This window comes from Micromonospora sp. IBHARD004 (assembly GCF_052814115.1).
Genome location: NZ_CP199934.1, coordinates 1027413 through 1045801 on the forward strand (window position 1 = coordinate 1027413; position 18389 = coordinate 1045801).

18 protein-coding genes are annotated in these 18389 nt (G+C 72.3%); 15 read left to right on the forward strand and 3 right to left on the reverse strand.

What is annotated here, in order from left to right:
* The first annotated feature begins 20 nt into the window (after positions 1 to 20).
* From ACTWO6_RS05080 to ahcY, 13 genes are all read left to right on the forward strand, one after another.
* Positions 21 to 422, forward strand: a complete 402-nt coding sequence (locus tag ACTWO6_RS05080; protein WP_446218482.1) for a YbaB/EbfC family nucleoid-associated protein — start codon at positions 21 to 23, stop codon at positions 420 to 422.
* A 5-nt stretch (positions 423 to 427) separates the two neighbouring features.
* Entirely contained in the window at positions 428 to 784 is a 357-nt protein-coding gene (locus tag ACTWO6_RS05085) for a hypothetical protein (protein WP_446218483.1), read from the forward strand.
* 18 nt (positions 785 to 802) lie between these two features.
* A complete protein-coding gene (locus tag ACTWO6_RS05090) occupies positions 803 to 5185 on the forward strand; it encodes a toxin glutamine deamidase domain-containing protein (protein WP_446218484.1) in 4383 nt (1460 codons plus the stop codon).
* Entirely contained in the window at positions 5182 to 5625 is a 444-nt protein-coding gene (locus tag ACTWO6_RS05095; RefSeq protein ID WP_446218485.1) for a hypothetical protein, read from the forward strand. The genes ACTWO6_RS05090 and ACTWO6_RS05095 overlap by 4 nt, the downstream gene beginning before the upstream one ends.
* Before the next feature lie 48 nt (positions 5626 to 5673).
* The gene (locus ACTWO6_RS05100) at positions 5674 to 6261 is read left to right on the forward strand and encodes a DinB family protein (protein WP_446218486.1); all 588 of its coding nucleotides are present in this window, start codon (positions 5674 to 5676) and stop codon (positions 6259 to 6261) included.
* 22 nt (positions 6262 to 6283) lie between these two features.
* Positions 6284 to 6934, forward strand: a complete 651-nt coding sequence (locus ACTWO6_RS05105; protein WP_446218487.1) for a tetratricopeptide repeat protein — start codon at positions 6284 to 6286, stop codon at positions 6932 to 6934.
* A gap of 48 nt (positions 6935 to 6982) precedes the next feature.
* The gene (gene nfi, locus ACTWO6_RS05110; RefSeq protein WP_446218488.1) at positions 6983 to 7669 is read left to right on the forward strand and encodes a deoxyribonuclease V; all 687 of its coding nucleotides are present in this window, start codon (positions 6983 to 6985) and stop codon (positions 7667 to 7669) included.
* 126 nt (positions 7670 to 7795) lie between these two features.
* On the forward strand, positions 7796 to 8788 hold the full coding sequence (locus ACTWO6_RS05115) for a hypothetical protein (RefSeq protein WP_446220563.1): 993 nt from the start codon (positions 7796 to 7798) through the stop codon (positions 8786 to 8788).
* A gap of 186 nt (positions 8789 to 8974) precedes the next feature.
* Complete coding sequence (locus tag ACTWO6_RS05120) at positions 8975 to 9187, forward strand: Trm112 family protein (protein WP_446218489.1); 213 nt, start codon at positions 8975 to 8977, stop codon at positions 9185 to 9187.
* Entirely contained in the window at positions 9184 to 10380 is a 1197-nt protein-coding gene (locus tag ACTWO6_RS05125) for an SIS domain-containing protein (RefSeq protein ID WP_446218490.1), read from the forward strand. The genes ACTWO6_RS05120 and ACTWO6_RS05125 overlap by 4 nt, the downstream gene beginning before the upstream one ends.
* On the forward strand, positions 10377 to 11378 hold the full coding sequence (locus ACTWO6_RS05130) for a cation diffusion facilitator family transporter (RefSeq protein ID WP_446218491.1): 1002 nt from the start codon (positions 10377 to 10379) through the stop codon (positions 11376 to 11378). Before ACTWO6_RS05125 ends, ACTWO6_RS05130 begins: the two co-directional genes overlap by 4 nt.
* A gap of 2 nt (positions 11379 to 11380) precedes the next feature.
* Positions 11381 to 12532 (forward strand): mannose-6-phosphate isomerase, class I, encoded by a 1152-nt coding sequence (manA, locus tag ACTWO6_RS05135; RefSeq protein ID WP_446218492.1) that lies wholly within the window; start codon positions 11381 to 11383, stop codon positions 12530 to 12532.
* A gap of 280 nt (positions 12533 to 12812) precedes the next feature.
* Positions 12813 to 14312 (forward strand): adenosylhomocysteinase, encoded by a 1500-nt coding sequence (gene ahcY / locus ACTWO6_RS05140; RefSeq protein WP_446218493.1) that lies wholly within the window; start codon positions 12813 to 12815, stop codon positions 14310 to 14312.
* A gap of 246 nt (positions 14313 to 14558) precedes the next feature.
* On the opposite strand, the gene ACTWO6_RS05145 is transcribed toward ahcY, so the two are convergent.
* The 3 genes from ACTWO6_RS05145 to ACTWO6_RS05155 are packed head-to-tail and all read right to left on the reverse strand — an operon-like array spanning position 14559 to position 16073.
* Positions 14559 to 14711: a hypothetical protein gene (locus tag ACTWO6_RS05145; protein WP_165439892.1), complete on the reverse strand. Its 153-nt coding sequence runs from the start codon at positions 14709 to 14711 to the stop codon at positions 14559 to 14561.
* Positions 14712 to 14757: 46 nt separating this feature from the next.
* The gene (locus tag ACTWO6_RS05150) at positions 14758 to 15627 is read right to left on the reverse strand and encodes a tetratricopeptide repeat protein (protein ID WP_446218494.1); all 870 of its coding nucleotides are present in this window, start codon (positions 15625 to 15627) and stop codon (positions 14758 to 14760) included.
* Complete coding sequence (locus tag ACTWO6_RS05155) at positions 15624 to 16073, reverse strand: hypothetical protein (RefSeq protein WP_446218495.1); 450 nt, start codon at positions 16071 to 16073, stop codon at positions 15624 to 15626. The genes ACTWO6_RS05150 and ACTWO6_RS05155 overlap by 4 nt, the downstream gene beginning before the upstream one ends.
* 170 nt (positions 16074 to 16243) lie before the next feature.
* Here ACTWO6_RS05155 and efeU point away from each other — a divergent pair, with 170 nt between their 5' ends.
* The gene (gene efeU, locus ACTWO6_RS05160) at positions 16244 to 17206 is read left to right on the forward strand and encodes an iron uptake transporter permease EfeU (protein WP_446218496.1); all 963 of its coding nucleotides are present in this window, start codon (positions 16244 to 16246) and stop codon (positions 17204 to 17206) included.
* Positions 17207 to 17234: 28 nt separating this feature from the next.
* Complete coding sequence (efeO, locus tag ACTWO6_RS05165; protein ID WP_446218497.1) at positions 17235 to 18371, forward strand: iron uptake system protein EfeO; 1137 nt, start codon at positions 17235 to 17237, stop codon at positions 18369 to 18371.
* The last annotated feature ends 18 nt before the right edge of the window (positions 18372 to 18389 follow it).

An 18389-nucleotide genomic window follows, 5' to 3' on the forward strand; every position in this document is an offset into this window, starting at 1 on the left:
GGGCGGCGTTGACCGAGAGCGTGGACCGGAACGCCAACCGCGCGCTGCGGGCGCGGTTCGACGAGGTGTACGGCCAATACCAGCGAATTCGGTCCGGATTGGACGAACTTCAGGTCAAACTCGCTGAGCTGCGGGTGACCGAGCGCTCCGACGACGGGCAGGTGATCGCGACCGTCGGCGCGCGGGGTGAACTGGTCAGTGTGGAGGTCGAGCCCTCGGTCTTCCACGACCGCGATGCGAGGGCGTTGAGTCGGAAGATCACCATGACGATCCACCGGGCCTCCGCCGCAGCCGTGACCGCGACCCAGGAACTGGTCGCCGGCTATCTGCCAACCGGCTCGCCGTCGGTGGAGTTCCTCCGTACCAACGACTTCACTGCCCTCCTGAGCCGCGCCGACGGCGTCCTCCGGCCGGCAGAGTGATCGCCGTGACCGACGGACAGCTCTGGCTGGACCCTGACCGCGCCCGGCGCGGCGGAGCCGATCTGACGCTCGTGGGTGAGGCGGTCAGCGCCTCTCGGCGACAGGTGGGTGGTGCGATCGCGGAGGCGAGCGCCGAGCGGCCCTGGGGTCGGGACGACATCGGCGCGGCGTTCGAGAAGCAGTATCGCCGTTACGAGGAGACGCTGCTGCGCGCCTGGGAGATGGTCGGTCGCTCCCTGGCGGGGCTCGGCGCCGACGTGGCCCGATCCGTCGCCGCGACCGTGGAGAACGACGAGGCGATCGCTCGCCAGCTCGGCCGCATCCCCGATCAGCACCAGTTCCCGCAGCGGCACCGGCGCTGACCTCCGGAGGATCCGCGCGTGAGCCTGCTGCCCAGCCCGATCCCGCACCCGCTTGGCTATTGCCCCTGGGACCTGCCCGGCTGGATCTACGAGGCCCTGGACTGGGTCGTCGGGGTGGAATGGCCTGACGGGAACGAGCGCGCTGTCTGGGACCTCGCCGATCAGTGGTACGGGGTTGCCGCCGTCCTGGCCGGGCCGCGCGACGACGCGACCTCGGCGGCGTCCGAGGTGCGCAGCGGCTACGGCGGCATCGGCGCGGTGGCCGAGGCCTTCGACACCGCGTGGCGGCGAGTGGCCGAGGGGGACGAGGCGCCGCTGCCCGTCCTGCTCGCGGTCACCGGCGAGCTCGGGCAGCTGGTCGAGTCGTGCGGCTGCGACATCGAGGGCGCCAAGCTCGAAGTCTGGATAGAGCTGGGCATCCTGGTCGTCGAGCTGCTCTCGCTGGCGGTAGCGACGGTGCTCACCGCCGGCGCAGCCTCGCCCGCGGCCGGCGTGGCGATCACCACCAGCAGGATGGTGGTTCAGCAGATCTTCAAGCGGCTCATGGCGCAGCTCGCCCGCAAGGCCCTGAAGGAGGGCCTCAAGGAGGCCAGCGAGCGGGCCGCGAAGGAGGTCGTCAAGAGCGGCGTACGCGGCTTCGCCCGTCGGGCCGCGCTCGGTGGGCTCGTCGAGGCGGGACAGGAGGCCGGGGTCAGCCTCGCCGCCCAGGCATACCAGAACTCCACCGGTCGGCGACACGGCCTGGACGCCGCCGACGTCGGTATGTCGGCGGTCGGTGGCTTCGCCGGTGGCGCGGTGGCGCCGCTCGCCGGCCTGGGCCGGCACGCCAACGGGCGGTTCGCCGAGATCGGCGAGCACTTCGGCCGGGAGATGACCGGCGAGACCCTCGCCGAGGGTGCCGCCGGCCTGGTCACCGGGCAGGGAGCCTCGCTGGAGGACCTGGCGCGGGCGGCCGTCTCGGGCGTCGGCGGCGCGACCACCAGCCAGGCGGACAGCGCGCTGCAGCACCGACTCGACGGGCGGATGGCCGGCCTCGCCGGCGCCCCTCTGCCGCCGACGGACCTCAACGGTACGGCTGCCCTCGCGCCCGGCCCGGACTCACCCGGGCTGGACACCCTCGGTGAGAGCTCGCCGCGATCGGTCGCCTTCACCCAGGCGGCCGGCGCCAGTCCGGGCAGCGACGTGACCTCCTCCGAGATGTCCGGGCCTCGACCCGGAGTGGTCGCTGCTCCGCCGGCCGGGGCGCCGTCGATCGACGGGCCTGTCGTCCAGGACGCCCTGTCCACTCCTGTCCCGACTCCGGCGTCGGTCCCGTCCGCCTCGGTCACCGTCGACCTGTCCCCGAACCCGTCCGTCGCGATGGAGGCGGGGGTGACGCCGACCCCCTCCTCGACCGCTGCCGATCCGCGCCTGGCGTCCTCGGTCTCGACGTTCGCCGACGCCGGTCCGGCGCACTCGACCGGCAACGTCGACAATGCCCCGCTGCGATCTGCGACGACGGCGGAGCCGCTCGCAGGCCTCAGCCAGATCCCCGTCAACGCCGGCCTCTCGTCCGTCGGGGCACCGACGCCACGGCCGATGGCGGACGGATCGATGCCGGTGGTCACCGATTCCCCCCGGACCGGTGGCAGCGACACCACGGTCGGCCGCCCCTCGGCCGGCACCTTGACCCAGCAGCCCGCGCCGACCGCCGCGTCACCACCCACCCACGTTGCCGCGCCCACCGCGCCCGGTCGGGACGTCGGTCCGCCGGTCCCGAACCCGAGGCCGTCGCCGCGATTTCCGCTCCTGGAGGCGTTGGCTCCCGGGCCGGCCCAGCCGACCGACGACACCTCGCCGGTCCTTCCCGGGCCGTCCGATCCGTTGCTGCCCCGCCGGAAGACGCCGGACTCGCACGCGGCCCGTCGCGCCGCCGATCGCGAAGGGCTGGACCGGCGTCGTTACCAGCGTTACTTCGAGGCGCAGCGGGAGTGGCACGAGGACAAGCGGCGTTGGGAAGAGGCCGACTGGCTCCGTGAGCGGGCCGACGAGCACCAGCATCGGGCCAGCGACTGGGCCGCCCAGGCGATGGAGCTGCGCCGGACCGGCCATGATCTTGCTGCGCAGCGTTGGCATCGTGAGGCGTTCGAGGCCAGCAAGGAGAGCTACGAGCTGCGTGAGCGGGCGCAGGAGGTGCTCGCCGGGTCGATCGTGCCCAAGCAGGTCATGGTCGAGGACGACGCGCACTTCTACCGGATCAACGACGACGTCGCCGACCTCGCACCCGGTTCGGTCGAGACGCCCGACCGGTCGGCATTGACTGGAGACGACGATCCACCGCCGATCGACCGCTCCCGCAGATTCGGCGTGCGGGGTGGGCTGCGCCCACCGCTCGCGCTGCACCAGACCGATCTCGAACGACAGATGCCGCGCAACCCGGACGGCAGCGTCGTGCGGACCGCCGACCCCCGGTACGACGGCTGGTTCCAGCTCGCGAACGACGGCGGCCCGCAGGCAGATGCCACCCGGGGACTCAACTGCCTCGACTGCACCCTGTCGCTCTATGACACGTGGCTGCACGGCCGGCCCAGGGTTTCCGCACCACGTACCTTCGACGGCTACCTGCAGGGGGACGTCCGTCGTCCGGTCGGCGGTGAGGTGGACGGTCCCCGACGGGTCGAGGAGATCACCGGAGGACGGTTCCAGAAGCTGTGCCCCGAAACCGGCGCGGCGACCGGCTTCGGGCCAGGACAGGCGGTCGAGCGTGGATACCGGGACCTGCGCGAGCAGTTGCTCCTGGGTGGGCACGGCAGTTACGCGTTCCTCATCACCAGTTGGGAAGGCGGCGGCTCACACGCGTGGGTGGCGCTGAACCAGAACGGCACGGTGCTCTACCTCGACCCGCAGAGCGGGCACGTCTGGGACCGTCCGCTCTACACGTACAGCGGCGTGCTGGGTCAGGCGAACGTGGTCGGGATCGACGCGCTGGTCCTGGGCCGGGACGGTCGTCCGATGCCGCTGGCCGGCCGGCCACCTGGCGACTTCAACGTCCTGCCCGACCCGCCGCCGCGACCCGATCCACCGCGACCGCCGGCGCCACCACCGACCCCGCGCGACGCGGTCGACGACGTGCCGGACTTCAACCACGTCCACCTGCTCTGGGAATCCGGTACCGCAGACCCGCCCGGCGCCACCGCACCCGCCGGAACTTCACCCGGGCCGGATCCGGACGGCCTGCGGCGCGATCGGCTGGGTGCTCACGCCGACCGGATCTCGGCTGGGGTGTTCGTTCGGGATGCCGTCGCCACCAGCACCACTCTCGACGAGGTCTTCGCCGCCGGGGTGACCCCCGTCGAGTTCGCGAACCACCTCGATGCGCCGGCGCTCCGCCGGCTGGTGCCGGGGCTGAACGACGCGGCTGCCCGGGACGTGACACGGCTCTTCGGCGATCCCCAGTTCCAGCAGATGCTGGATCAGACATGGGAGGCGCCGCCGCGCGGCGAGCCGATGCTGGCCGAGGCGCTCGTCCGGGAGGTGACGCAGCGCCCCGACCTGGTCCGGATGATCCTGACGACGCCGGAGCTGGCGAACTCCCTGACGGCCAGGCCGATGACCCTGCACCACCTCGCCAGCCACCAACAGGCCATCGACGTCTTGGGCGACGTCCTGGATGAGATCGCCGAACGGGGTGCGGACGCGGTCGCCGCGGGGCCATTACCTTCGGCCCTTCCCACTCCGCTCACAGAAGCCCAGCGGGAGGCCAGCAATTACTTCGACCTTGGTCAAAGCCGAGCCTTTCAGCCTGGCTTCGACGGAGAACGGTGTGACGACGCGACGTACCGCCAGCAGTATCTGGATCAGTTGTACTTGGACGCGGCCGTCGCGCAAGGCGAGGTCAACGAGCTGGGGCGAAGGTTGGTTGAAGCGTCGCAAGGCGGAGCGGAGTTTCGGCCGCGGCCGCGGCCGAAGGACCGACAGCGGGCCGAGGACAAGGTGGCGAAGTACGACGGTGACGCATCCCGTTTGAAGGATCTGGCGGCTGGAAGGGTGTCCTACCGTCGCCTCGACGACCTCTATGAAGGTCTTATGCTCCTCAAAGACGAATCCGAGCTTGAGATAGCGCAGTTCGAGGATCGATTTCTGCACCCACAGGCCAGCGGTTACCGGGACGTCCAGTTGATGGTCCGCACCTCCGCTGGCCACATAGCGGAATTTCGCCTTCAGCTCACTGCGCTCGACGACGTTGCCCGTTGGGAGCATGCCCTCTTCGAGGTGAGGCGAGACCTTGAGGCGGTGGCCACCAGACAGGGCCGTAGCTTGTCCAGGATGGAAGCAGCCATCCGGACGGGCATACTGCGGCGGGAGCGCGAGCACTTCTGGGCGGCACTTGAGTCGACGCTGAGCGGAGGATCCGGCAGATGAGTGCCACGCCCGGCCTGACATTGCCTGCGTACTTCACCTACTACGAGGCGCCGGTGAAAATGGTGCCAACCCCAGACGGCGGTCTTGCTGCCTGGCGGTTGGACCGTGGTTCGGGCGGTTGGAGGCCAGCGAACGATCTTGTCGATGAGATCCTCTTTGCGGTCGGCGGTGAGATCAGCGTGCTGACGGCGGACCAGTTCGTGCAATGGACTGAGTTCGAGCGAGCTCGCTACCTGAGCGGAGACGCCCCTGTCTTCGCGCTCTACGAGACCGTGAAGGCCATCGAGGAAGCCGCGGACACGGAGCGTCGCCGCCTGACGACTCAGGAGCGAGCGCTGATCAGTGGCATCCGGCGGAAGACGTTCGTCATGTTCGAGGAGGAGCTTCAGCGGGCCGGGGACCCCGGCGCCGATCCCACCATCGCCGCCAGCCAGGCGTGAGGACGTATATGCGTTGCGGGAGGGCGGACCGTGGGTGAGGGTCCGGGCATGTCTGACGCGCGTACCACCACCGAGACCGACCAGCCCGCGCCCCAGTTCGCCTGGTCGAACATGTTCGTCCGCCCCGAGGACGATCCGCGCTCCGAGGGCGGCTACCACGACGAGCGGTCGATGCTCGTCGGGTACCTCCGCGATTATCGGCTGACCCTCGAACTGAAGTGTGCCGACCTCGACGCCGAGCAGCTCGCCCGGCGGTCCGTACCGCCATCGAAGATGTCGCTGCTCGGCCTGGTGCGGCACCTGGCCGAGGTCGAACGGAGCTGGTTCCGGCGGGTGATGGCCGGTCAGGACGTGCCCAAGCTCTACTCGCCGGAGGGTGAGCGGGACGGCGCGTTCGACGGCGCGGTGGGGGACCCGGCGGTGGTCGAGGAGGCGTGGCGGGCCTGGCGGGCCGAGATCGCGTTCGCCGACGAGCTGGTCGCCGGGACGCCGGATCTGGGCGTCCGGGCGCGGATGTCCGACGGGCAGGAGATCTCGCTGCGTGAGCTGCTGCTGCACATGATCGAGGAGTACGCCCGGCACTGCGGTCACGCCGATCTGCTGCGCGAGCGTATCGACGGGCGAGTGGGTCAGTAACCGACGAGGACAGGGAGCGGGTATGAGCGTCGAGGACCGGATCGAGCGGGCCAGGGAGCTCTACGAGAAGGCGGTGTTCGCCGGCGACGGTGCCGCGCTGGCCGTCGCCGAGCGGACGCTCGACGCGGTGGAGGCGGATCTCGCGCTCGCCCGTGGGCGGGTGCTGCACGCGCGGTTCCTGGAGGAAGAGGTCGAGGACCCGCGCGAGCTGGGGCTCTTCGAGCGGGCCGCCGAGCTGTACCGGGCGCTCGGCGACGTGCGCGGCGAGGGCGAGGCGCTGTTCTGGGTGGGCTGCCTCCACCACGTCATCCGCGGCGACAACGACACGGCGACCCCGGCCTTCACGCGCGCCCGTGAGCTGGCCACCGAGGCCGGCGACAAGATGACCCTGTCGTACGTGCTGCGGCATCTGGCCTTCACCGAGCAGGCCGCCGGTCGACTCGACGGGGCCCGGCAGCTGATGGAGGAGTCCACCCGGCTGCGTCGGGAGATCGGCTTCCAGGCCGGGGTCGCCGCGAACCTGGTCGGGCTCGGCTACCTCGCCGCCGAGGCCGACCAACCCGAGCAGTCGCTCGCCCTCATCGACGAGGCCGCCGCGGTCGCCGAGGCCGCCGGCGCGCACCGCGTCCTGCGCTGGGTCGACGAGGCACGCGGTGACCTCCTCCCCGCCTGAGTGCCGGACACCGCTCCCGGCCGCCGGACGCCGGGACACCGAGCGGCCGTGACGACCGGCCGGGTGCCGTACGTGCCGCCGGGCAGCGTCGCGGAGGCGCTGCGCGTACAGGAGGAGCTGCGGCCGCTCGCCGACCTGGCCGGGCCGGGACCGACCGCGCCCGCGACGGTGGCCGGCCTCGACGTCGCGTACGCGGAGAGCGGCGACCGGCTCGCGGCGGCCGTCACGGTGCTGGACGCCCGGACGTTGGCCGTGGTGGATTCGGCGGTCAGCGTCGGTCGGCCCGCCTTCGGGTACGTGCCCGGGCTCTTCGCCTTCCGCGAGCTGCCCGCGCTGCTCGACGCCCTGGACCGGCTCACCGTCCGGCCCGACCTGCTGGTCTGCGACGGGCACGGGCTGGCCCACCCGCGCCGGTTCGGGCTGGCCTGTCATCTCGGCGTGGTCACCGGCCTGCCCGCGATCGGGGTGGGCAAGACGCCGCTGGTCGGCGAATGGGACGAGCCGGGTCCACGTCGGGGCGCCTGGACGCCGCTGCGGGACGGCGGCGAGGTGGTCGGCCGGGTGCTGCGTACCCGGGACGGGGTGAAGCCGGTCTTCGTCAGCGTCGGCCACCGGATGAGCCTGGCGAACGCCGTCGACCGGGTGCTGGCGCTGACCCCGCGCTACCGGCTGCCGGAGACCACCCGGACGGCCGATCGGCTCTGCCGCGACGCCCTCGCCGCCGCCTCGACCTGATCGGACCGGGCCGAGGGCCGGGGTGGCGCCGCACACATCCGGGGCGCTCAATGAGCAGGGGCCACCCTGGCCCGGTAGTAACCTGACCCGCGGGGCCCCGCCGGGGCGAGGAACGGTGAGGTGGACATGTCGGTTCGGCGGCACGCGGTGCGGCTGGCCACGGTGGGCGCGCTGCTGGGTGGCCTGGTGACCGTCGGGGCGTCCCCGGCGTTCGCCGAGGGCGACCGGGTGGAGGTGCGTTCGGCGGACCGCTTCACCGTCGGTGGATCGCCCAGCACGGTGGCGGTCGAGGTGCGCAAGCGCACGGACGGGTGCGTCCTGCTGCGGACCGGGCTGGGGCTGCGGCTCGACGGCATCCAGGCCGACCAGGTCCAGGTGCAGGCGAACATCGGCGGGCAGTGGCAGGCGGTGGGTGTCGGGGGTGGTGACGGCACGGTGGCCACGGCCCGTACCTCGCCGGCCAACCCGACCCTCTGCAAGGGCAAGAGCATCACGGTCCGTTACCGGGTCGCCTTCCTGGCCGGCGCGCCCGGCGGTCGGTTGACCGTCGTGGGCGAGGCGACGAACGCGGTCGGCCGGCTGCTCGGCCGCGGCTCGGACTCGTCCCGGGTGGTGGGTGCGGCAGCGGCCGCGCCCTCCCCGACGCCGTCGCGGAAGCCCTCGCCGAGCCCCAGCCCGACGCAGAGCGCCGTGGCTAACGAGCCGGTGAGCGCGGCCGACACCGCGGCCGCCGGGCTCGATCCGGCCGCCGGGCAGGGCGCCGCCGCCGACGACTCCTCCGGAGGTTCCCCGATCATGTTCTTCGGCATCGCGCTGGTGCTCGTCGGCATCGCCCTCATCGTGCTGCTGGTCCGCCGCAACCGGGCGGAGAAGGTCGACCAGCCCGCCGGCTACCCGGAGGTCCCGCTGCCGCGCAGTTTCGGCACCACCTACGGCACCCCGAGCGGCCAGGTGCACGGGCAGCAGCCCGCCACCCCCGGCGGCTACGGCGGCACGCCGGCGCCCCGCCCCACCGGCAACGTCTACGGCGGTCCGGCCGGCGGGCAGCAGCCCGGCGGCGAGCCGCCGGCGCCGGCCGGCGGCGACGCCACGACCGTCATGCCCCGCCTGCCCAGCTGAGCCGGGACGGGGCCGCCGCGCTCCGTTACGCTCAGTCGTGATGACCGCGTGTGGTGCGGAGCGGAGCGCCGGGCGGCGGATGATCTGGTTCCGTGGCGCGGTGTCCGGCCCGGTTCGCCGATAAGATCGCGTGCGCCGCTCGGCACCGCCGACCGGTGAGACCGCATACGTGGAAGGAGCCGCGCCGTGGCCCTGGACCCGCAGTTGCTCGAGATTCTCGCCTGCCCGGACACGCATCACGCCCCGCTCGAATACGACGCGCAGGCTCAGACCCTGACCTGCACCGAGTGCGGTCGGATCTTCGAGGTCCGCGACGACGTGCCGGTGCTGCTGCTGGACGAGGCGCGCGGCGGGCCCGCGGCGGACGACGCGCGCGGCGGCTCCGCGCCGCAGCGGTGATGGAGGGTACGGCCGGGGTCAGCGGGCGCCGGCACGCCGACGAGGCGCTGCTGGACAATCCGGACGCGCTCGCCGAGCACGACCCGGGCGGCATGCTCCGGTTCACCGCCTCGGCCGGTGCCCAGGTGCGGGAGTCGGCCGCGCTCGCCGCCGAGGCCAACCTGAGCCTGCTCGCCGACGAGGGACGGCCGCGGGCGGTCGTCATCGCCGGCATCGGCACCGCCGGGCGTACCGGGGACGTGCTGGCCACGGTCGCGGGCCCGCGCTGCCCGGTGCCGGTCATCCCGCACCGCAGCGCCGGGGTGCCCGGCTGGGTCGGCGCGGCGGACGTGGTCATCGCGGTCAGCGCCTCCGGTCGCAGCCCCGAGGCGCTCGGCGCCGCCGAGGCCGCGCACCGGCGGGGTGCCCGGCTGGTCGCCGTCGGCGCGCCGGACTCCCAGCTCCAGTCGGTGGCCGAGCGGGCCCGGGCGCCGTTCATCCCGGTGCCCCGGCGTGCCCCGGCCCGGGCCAGTCTCTGGGCGCTCACCGTGCCGGTCCTGCTCGCTGCCCGTACGCTCGGTCTGGTGAAGGTCAACGAGGCGGACCTGGCCGAGACCGCGGCCCGGCTCGACGCGGACGCCGACCGGTGCCGCCCCACCGCCGAGTCCTTCGTCAACCCGGCGAAGTCCCTGGCCCTGGGCCTGGCCGGCTCGATCCCGATCGTCTGGGGCTCGTCCCCGCTGGCCACCGTGGCCGCCCGCCGGTTCGGCGACACGTTGTCGGCCAATGCCCGCTACCCGGTGGTCACCGGCGCGCTCGGCGAGGCCGGTCGCGGCCGCGTCGGCCTGCTCGACGGCGTCTTCGGCGGGCTGGTCGAGGGGGAGCGGGACATCTTCGCCGACCCGGAGGAGACCGACCCCGACGCCACCCGGCTGCGGCTGGTGCTGCTGCGCGACGGCGGGCTCAACGCCGACGACGACAGCGACGAGCCGCTCGCGGTCGAGGAGCGTCGGGCCGACGCGGTGCAGGCCCTCGCCGAGCGGCGCGGCGTGCGCTGCGACGTGATCACCGCCGAGGGCGGCTCCGCGCTGGAACGGCTCGCCTCGCTGATGGCGGTGCCGGACTTCGCCTCGGTCTACCTCGCCCTGGCCCACGGCCTGGACCCGATGGCGGTCCCGGCCATCACCGAAATGAAGGAGCTGTCGAACCAGTGAGCGCAAATGGCGGGACGAGGGCGATCGTCGCCGCCCTGCTGGCCAACATCGGCATCGCCATCACCAAGTTCATCGCCTGGATCCTGACCGGCTCCTCGTCGATGCTGGCCGAGTCGATCCACTCGGTCGCCGACTCGGGCAACCAGGGCCTGCTGCTGTTCGGCGGCCGCCGGGCCAAGCGGGAGGCGACCCCGCAGCACCCGTTCGGGTACGGCCGGGAGCGCTACATCTACGCGTTCATCGTCTCGATCGTGCTGTTCAGCGTCGGTGGTCTCTTCGCTCTCTACGAGGCGTACCACAAGTGGTCGCACAAGGAGGGCATCACCTCGTGGCAGTGGGTGCCGATCACCGTCCTGGTGATCGCCATCGGGATGGAGACCTTCTCCTTCCGCACCGCCATCAAGGAGTCGAACCAGATCCGGGGCAACCAGTCCTGGGTGCGCTTCATCCGCCGGGCCAAGGCCCCGGAGCTGCCGGTGGTGCTGCTGGAGGACTTCGGCGCCCTGGTCGGTCTGGTGCTGGCGCTCTTCGGCGTCGGGATGACGCTGATCACCGGTAACGGCAGGTGGGACGCGGCCGGCACGGCGGCGATCGGTGTCCTGCTGGTCACCATCGCGATCGTGCTCGCCATCGAGACCAAGAGCCTGCTGCTCGGTGAGGGCGCCGAGCAGCACGACCTCGCGAAGATCGAGCAGGCCGTCACCAGCGGTCCGGAGGTCGAGCGGATCATCCACATGAAGACGCTCTACCTGGGCCCGGAGGAGCTGATGGTGGCCGCGAAGGTCGCGGTGCCGCCCTGTGACACCGCCGAGGAGCTGGCCCGGGGCATCAACGCCGTCGAGGCGCGCATCCGCAGCGAGGTGCCGATCGCCCGGGTCATCTACCTGGAGCCCGACATCTACAGCGCCGCCGCCGACCAGGCCGGCACCGGCGCCGCGTCGCACACCGCGGTGCCCCAGTCGGAGACCGGCGAACAGGCCGACCACCCCGGGAGTTGAGCGTGGAACTGCTGCAGGGTCGGATCCGGGACTACGCCTGGGGCTCCCGCACCGCCATCGCCGAGCTGCAGGGCCGCCCGGTGCCGAGCGAGGGCCCGGAGGCCGAGCTGTGGCTGGGCGCCCACCCGGGCGCCCCGGCCACCGTCGACCGGGACGGTGCCCCGGTCGACCTGACCGACCTGCTGGTCGCCGAGCCGGAGAACTGGCTGGGCGAGCGGCTGGTCGCCCGGTTCGGCATCCGGCTGCCGTTCCTGCTCAAGGTGCTCGCCGCGGACGCCCCGCTGAGCCTGCAGGCCCACCCGGACGCCGAGCAGGCCCGGGCGGGGCACGCCGCCGACGTGGAACGGGTCAACTACGTCGACCCGTTCCACAAGCCGGAGCTGCTGGTCGCGCTCTCGCCGTTCGAGGCGCTGTGCGGGTTCCGCGACCCGGCGGAGTCGGCCGCGGCGATCGCCGCGTTCGGCGTACCGGAGCTGGAGCCGGTGGTGGCCGCGCTGCGCGAGGGGCCGGCGGGGCTGCGGGAGGCCGTACGCCTGCTGTTGAGCTGGCCCGAGGCGGAGCGCGCCGGGCTGGTCGCGGCCGTGCTGACGGCGGAGGCCGGCGGCCCGGACGCGGTGCTGGCCCGTGCGCTGGCCGTCGACTACCCGGCCGACCCGGGCGTGCTGGTGGCGCTGCTGCTGCACCACGTGCGGCTGGCCCCCGGCGAGGCGATCTGGATGCCGGCCGGCAACCTGCACGCCTACCTGCGGGGCACCGGCGTGGAGATCATGGCGGCCAGTGACAACGTGCTGCGCGGCGGGTTGACGCCCAAGCGGGTCGACGTGGACGAGTTGCTGCGGGTGCTGCGCTTCGAGATGCTCGACGAGCCGGTCGTCCCGCCGGTCCAGGTGACGCCCGGGGTGGTGACCTGGCCGGTGCCGGTGGACGACTTCGCGCTGCACTGGGTGCGGGTGGACGCGGGCACCCCGGAGGTGCGGCTGGCGGTGCGCGGGCCGCGCGTGGTGCTCTGCCGGGCCGGCAAGCTCGTCGTGGACGACGGGGTGGGCACGGTCACCCTCGGGGCGGGGCAGGCGGCGATCGGGACCGCGGCCGGCGGCCCGCTGGTCATCGCAGGCGAGGGCGAGGCGTACGTCGCCACCTGCGGTCTCAGCTGATCCGCCCCGCTCCGCGCTCGGCGCAAGTCCGACTTTCCCGAAATGGCTTGACGCGACTCTCGCTCAGTGTGACTCTATGAGTACGCAGCGTTGTCGCGACGAAGGTCCGGTAACGCGCGGGGGAACCAAACCGGGGGGATGCACGGGGCGGCCGGCTAGTGGATGGAAAGTCCGTCCACGACCGACCGCCCCGTGCGCTGTCCGCCGACCGGGCCGTGCTCCATCCGCCCGCGAGCGTAAGGTGGAAGGCTGCGCAGCACATCGTTCGACAGGAGCTTCCATGACCAGCACCCTCCCGGCTGCCCCCAGCGGCACGCCGTCCGAGGCCCGGCCGAGCACCCTCGCCGAGGGCGACTACAAGGTGGCGGATCTGTCGCTCGCCGAGTTCGGGCGCAAGGAGATCCAGCTCGCCGAGCACGAGATGCCCGGCCTGATGGCCATCCGGCGTGAGTTCGCCGAGGCGCAGCCGCTCGCCGGCGCCCGGATCACGGGCTCGCTGCACATGACCATCCAGACCGCCGTCCTGATCGAGACCCTGGTCGCGCTCGGCGCGCAGGTCCGCTGGGCGTCCTGCAACATCTTCTCCACCCAGGACCACGCCGCCGCCGCGATCGTGGTCGGCCCGAACGGCACCCCGGAGGCGCCGGCCGGCGTTCCGGTGTACGCCTGGAAGGGCGAGAGCCTGGAGGAGTACTGGTGGTGCACCGAGCGGGTGCTCACCTGGCCCGACGGCCACGGCCCCAACATGATCCTCGACGACGGCGGCGACGCCACGCTGCTCGTCCACAAGGGTGCCGAGTTCGAGAAGGCCGGGGTCGTCCCGCCGGTCGAGTCCGCCGATTCCGAGGAGTACGCGGTCATCCTCGGGCTGCTGCACCGCTCGCTCGCCGAGGACGGTCAGCTCTGGACCCGGATCGCCGCCGGCATCAAGGGCGTCACCGAGGAGACCACCACCGGCGTGCACCGGCTCTACGAGATGCACCGCGCCGGCACCCTGCTCTTCCCGGCCATCAACGTCAACGACTCGGTGACCAAGAGCAAGTTCGACAACAAGTACGGCTGCCGCCACTCGCTCATCGACGGCATCAACCGGGCCACCGACGTGCTGATCGGCGGCAAGATGGCCGTCGTCATGGGCTACGGCGACGTGGGCAAGGGCTGCGCCGAGTCGCTGCGTGGCCAGGGCGCCCGGGTCGTGGTGACCGAGGTCGACCCGATCTGCGCGCTCCAGGCGGCGATGGACGGCTACCAGGTCGCCACCCTGGACGACGTGGTGGAGCAGGCGGACATCTTCATCACCGCGACCGGCTGCTTCGACGTCATCACCAACGAGCACATGGCCCGGATGAAGCACCAGGCCATCGTCGGCAACATCGGCCACTTCGACAACGAGATCGACATGGCCGGCCTGGCCAAGCGCTCCGACGTCGAGCGGATCAACATCAAGCCGCAGGTCGACCTCTGGAAGTTCGCCGACGGTCACGCGATCATCGTGCTCTCCGAAGGTCGCCTGCTGAACCTGGGCAACGCCACCGGCCACCCGAGCTTCGTCATGTCGAACTCGTTCTCCAACCAGACGATCGCCCAGATCGAGCTCTTCACCAAGACCGAGGAGTACCCGATCGGTGTCTACGTGCTCCCCAAGCACCTGGACGAGAAGGTCGCCCGGCTGCACCTGGGGGCGCTGGGCGCCAAGCTGAGCACCCTCACCAAGGAGCAGGCCGTCTACCTGGGCGTGTCCCAGGAGGGCCCGTTCAAGCCGGAGCACTACCGCTACTGATCGACACCCGGAACCGGGTCGGCCGCACGCGCGGCCGGCCCGGTTCCGTCTTTCCGGCCTGACTGGCGGGCGCGCGGTGCGCCGGCCGGCGCTGTGCGGACGCGCGGCGTGCGGGCCGGCGCTGTGCGGACGGCGACCAGGGCGAGGGCATGTGTCTTCGACAGCGATATGCCTGAGAGGCATAAATATGCCTCTCAGGCATATCGCTCGTCGGCCATTTGCAGCCGGGAGCCGGGTTGGGCCGCCTCAGCCCGGGCCGCGGCGGGTCGGGCGGATCCAGGTCCAGACGCACCAGGCGAGCCAGGCCAGCGAGACGGCGGTGGCCAGCGGACGCAGCCGTAGGGCACTGAGCAGCAGCACCAGGGCCAGCACAGCCAGCCAGGGCAGCAGCCCCTTCACGGCCGTCCTCCTGCGGCGGCCCGCACGGCCGCCGTCCCGGGGTGGCTCATGACCGCCACCGGCCGCGTACCAGGCGGCGGACCAGTGGCGGGGCGATCCAGGACCACAGGCAGTAGGGCAGCCAGCCGAGCGCCACGACGAGCGCGGGGATGTAGAGCTTGGCCAGGTTGAGCACGGCGATGCTGCCCACCGCGATGAGCCACATGCGGATGCCCAGCCGGTAGAGCGGGCGCAGCGGGAGCAGCAGCGGATGGGTGTACACGCGGGTCTCCCAGGCCGCGTCGGCGTAGTCCGGGTCGTTCGGGTCGTGCGCGACCGCCCGGCCGAAGGAGCGGTGCGCGTCCACGATGCGGCCGCGCTCCACGGCGATGCCGCCGTGCAGGGCCAGCGCCACCGGGTGCTCCGGATACCGGCCGAGGAACTCCCGGGCCACCCGCTCGGCCGCCCGGTCGTCGCCGCGGGCGTACGCGAGCTGGACGCGGCTGGCGTAGACCGCCGGGCTCTCCGGTGCCAGTTCGGCGGCGCGGGCGAGCAGACGGCTCGCCTTGTCGGTCTGGCCGACGGTGACGCAGAGGTCGGCGTACTGGCAGAGCAGCCACGGGTCCTGCGGTTCGAGCGCCAGCGCGTCGAGCAGCGCCCGCTCGGCCGGGGCGAAGGCGCCCTGACTCCGGAGCGCGACGCCCAGCCGGCCGAGCAGCTCGGCGTCCGGACCGACCTCCGCCAGCCCCTGCCGGGCCACCTCGGCCACCTCGTCCCAGCGGTCCAGCGTGCTGAGCGCCACCGCCCGCAGCCGGTACGCGTGCCGGTCGGTGGCCACCGACCCGGGCAGCCGGCCCAGCTCCTCCAGCGCCTGCTCCGGCCGGTTCATGTCGAGCAGGCCGACCACCCGGGCGAGCTGGTCCACCGGTGCCGTCACCGGAGCGCCGCCGCGACCACGATGAGGACCGCCTCGATGATGCCGAGCCCCAGCGCCGCCGCGATCCCCGGCTTCACCAGCGAGGCCGGCGTGCCGCCGCGCATCTCGTACGTGCGGAACCGGCCCTTCTGCGTGAGGTTGGCCACCGCCCAGACCAGTACGCCGGAGAGGGCCCCGACCAGCCGGGCCGACCCCGAGGTGCGGCCGTCGAGCAGCACCACGGTGATCACCAGCCGGGCGACCAGGGCGGCCGCTCCGGTGCCGGCGATCGCCAGGGCGGCCCCGGTGGGCAGGCGGAGCCGGCGGGCGTTGACCAGGGCCAGCACGGTGGCCGCGAGCGCCCCGCCGAAGACCGCGGGGTAGACCAGCGAGCCGGGCCGCCAGGGCGGGCGGCGCTCGGCGTACGCGGCGGGGGTGATGGTGGGGGTGAAGAGGTCATCGGCCACGGTCGTTCCTGTCTGGGGGCTGGGCGGGATCCTGCCACAGCCGGCCACCCCCCGGATGCCCCGTGTACAGGGTGATGTTGCCTTGAACGACTTGACGGCGGGTCGGATCAGTAGGAAGGTATGGCTGCCCTAAGTTAACTGAGGCGTGCCTAACTGATCACGGAGTACCGATGTTCGCCACGTACCTGATCGGCCTGCGGGAAGGCCTGGAAGCGACCCTCGTGGTCAGCATCCTGGTCGCGTTCCTCGTGAAGTCGCAGCGGCGGGACAGACTGCCGCAGGTCTGGGTCGGCGTCGGCCTGGCCGTGGTGCTGTCGGTCTTCTTCGGCTGGCTGATCGAGTACACCTCGACCTCGCTGCTGGCCCGCTCGGAGGACCGCGAGCTGTTCGAGGCCGTCACCTCGGTCGCCGCCGTCGTCTTCGTGACCTGGATGATCTTCTGGATGCGCAAGGCCGCCCGGACGATTGCCGGTGAGCTGCGCGGCAAGCTCACCGACGCCCTCGCGGTCGGCTCCCTCGCGGTGGCCGGCATGTCCTTCCTCGCGGTGATCCGGGAGGGCCTGGAAACCGCGCTGATCTTCTACTCCGCCGCCCAGAGCGCAGCTGGCGGCGCGGGCCGCGGCCCGCTGCTCGCGCTGACCGGCGGCATCGCCACCGCCGTGGTGCTCGGCTTCCTGCTCTACCGCAGCGCCCTGAAGATCAACCTGAGCAAGTTCTTCACCTGGACCGGTGCGCTGCTGATCCTGGTCGCCGCCGGCATCCTCAAGTACGGCGTGCACGACTTCCAGGAGGCCGGTGTCCTCCCGGGCCTGAACAACCACGCCTTCGACATCTCCTCGGTGCTCGACCCCAGCACCTGGTACGCCGCGCTGCTCGCCGGCATGTTCAACATCACCGCCACCCCGAGCGTGCTGGAGATGGTCGCCTGGGTCGCCTACGCGGTACCGGTGCTGGCGCTCTTCCTCCGCAAGCCAGCCGCCCCGGCCGCCCCGGCCACCGCCGCCCCGGCCAACCCGGCCAAGCCCGCCGCCACCCCGACGGACGGAGCCCCGGCGACGACCGGCGAGCCGACGGCCGCCGTCCCGGCCGAGCCCGTCGACGACGCCCCGGCCTCCGCGCGCCCGCGCGCCTGATCCGCCTTCTCAAGGAGAGACAGCTCTGATGCGTACCACCCGCTTCGTCGTGCTCGCCGCCGCCGGTGTGCTGGCCGTCACCGGCGTCACCGCCTGCAGCAACGACACCGAGGGGAAGTCGGCCGCGAAGGCCGGCAACGCGGTGAAGGTCAAGGCCACCGATACCGCCTGCGAGGTGGACGTCACCGAGCTGACCGCCGGTCAGGCCACCTTCTCGGTGACCAACTCCGGCAGCAAGGTCAACGAGTTCTACGTCTACGCGGCCGGCGACCGGGTGATGGGCGAGGTGGAGAACATCGCCCCCGGGCTGAGCCGTGAGCTGCGCGTCGAGCTGCCCGCCGGGACGTACGAGACGGCCTGCAAGCCCGGGATGAGCGGCCGCGGCATCCGTGCCGCGCTGAAGGTCAGCGGCACCGCCGCGAGCGTCGCCCCGGACGCCGCGCTGGGCCAGGCCACCGCCAGCTACCAGCGGTACGTGACCAGCCAGACCGCCGCGCTGCTGACGAAGACCGAGGAGTTCGTGGCCGCTGTCAAGGCCGGCGACGTGGCGAAGGCGAAGGCCCTGTACCCGGTGGCCCGCACCTACTGGGAGCGGATCGAGCCGGTGGCGGAGATCTTCGGCGACCTGGACCCGAAGATCGACGGCCGGGAGGAGGTCATCGAGGAGGGCATGGCGTTCACCGGCTTCCACCGGATCGAGAAGGACCTCTGGACTACCGGCGACATCAGCAAGGACGGCCCGATCGCCGACCAGCTGCTGGCCGACATCAAGGAGATCGTGGCCAAGGCCAACGCCGAGAAGCTCAACCCGCTCCAGCTCGCCAACGGCGCCAAGGAACTCCTCGACGAGGTGGCCAGCGGCAAGATCACTGGCGAGGAGGACCGCTACTCGCACACCGACCTCTGGGACTTCAGCGCCAACCTGGAGGGCTCGAAGGCCGCCATCGCCGCGCTCCGCCCCGCCCTGGAGCAGCGCTCTCCCGAGCTGGTCAAGCAGCTCGACACCGAGTTCGCCAACGTCGAGGCGACGCTCGGCAAGCACCGCGCGGGCGACGGCTGGAAGCTGCACACCGCGCTCAGCAAGACCGAGCTGAAGGAACTGTCGGACAGCATCAACGCCCTTGCCGAGCCGATCAGCAAGGTAGCCGCGGTCGTCGCCCGGTGACGACCAACCCCGGAGGTG

Excerpts from the sequence above, each read along its gene's own strand:
- ACTWO6_RS05095 (WP_446218485.1), top strand. The coding sequence starts at position 5,182 with ATGAGTGCCACGCCCGGCCTGACATTGCCTGCGTACTTCACCTACTAC.
- ACTWO6_RS05100 (WP_446218486.1), top strand. The coding sequence starts at position 5,674 with ATGTCTGACGCGCGTACCACCACCGAGACCGACCAGCCCGCGCCCCAG.
- ACTWO6_RS05105 (WP_446218487.1), top strand. The coding sequence starts at position 6,284 with ATGAGCGTCGAGGACCGGATCGAGCGGGCCAGGGAGCTCTACGAGAAG.
- ACTWO6_RS05115 (WP_446220563.1), top strand. The coding sequence starts at position 7,796 with ATGTCGGTTCGGCGGCACGCGGTGCGGCTGGCCACGGTGGGCGCGCTG.
- ahcY (WP_446218493.1), top strand. The coding sequence starts at position 12,813 with ATGACCAGCACCCTCCCGGCTGCCCCCAGCGGCACGCCGTCCGAGGCC.
- efeU (WP_446218496.1), top strand. The coding sequence starts at position 16,244 with ATGTTCGCCACGTACCTGATCGGCCTGCGGGAAGGCCTGGAAGCGACC.
- efeO (WP_446218497.1), top strand. The coding sequence starts at position 17,235 with ATGCGTACCACCCGCTTCGTCGTGCTCGCCGCCGCCGGTGTGCTGGCC.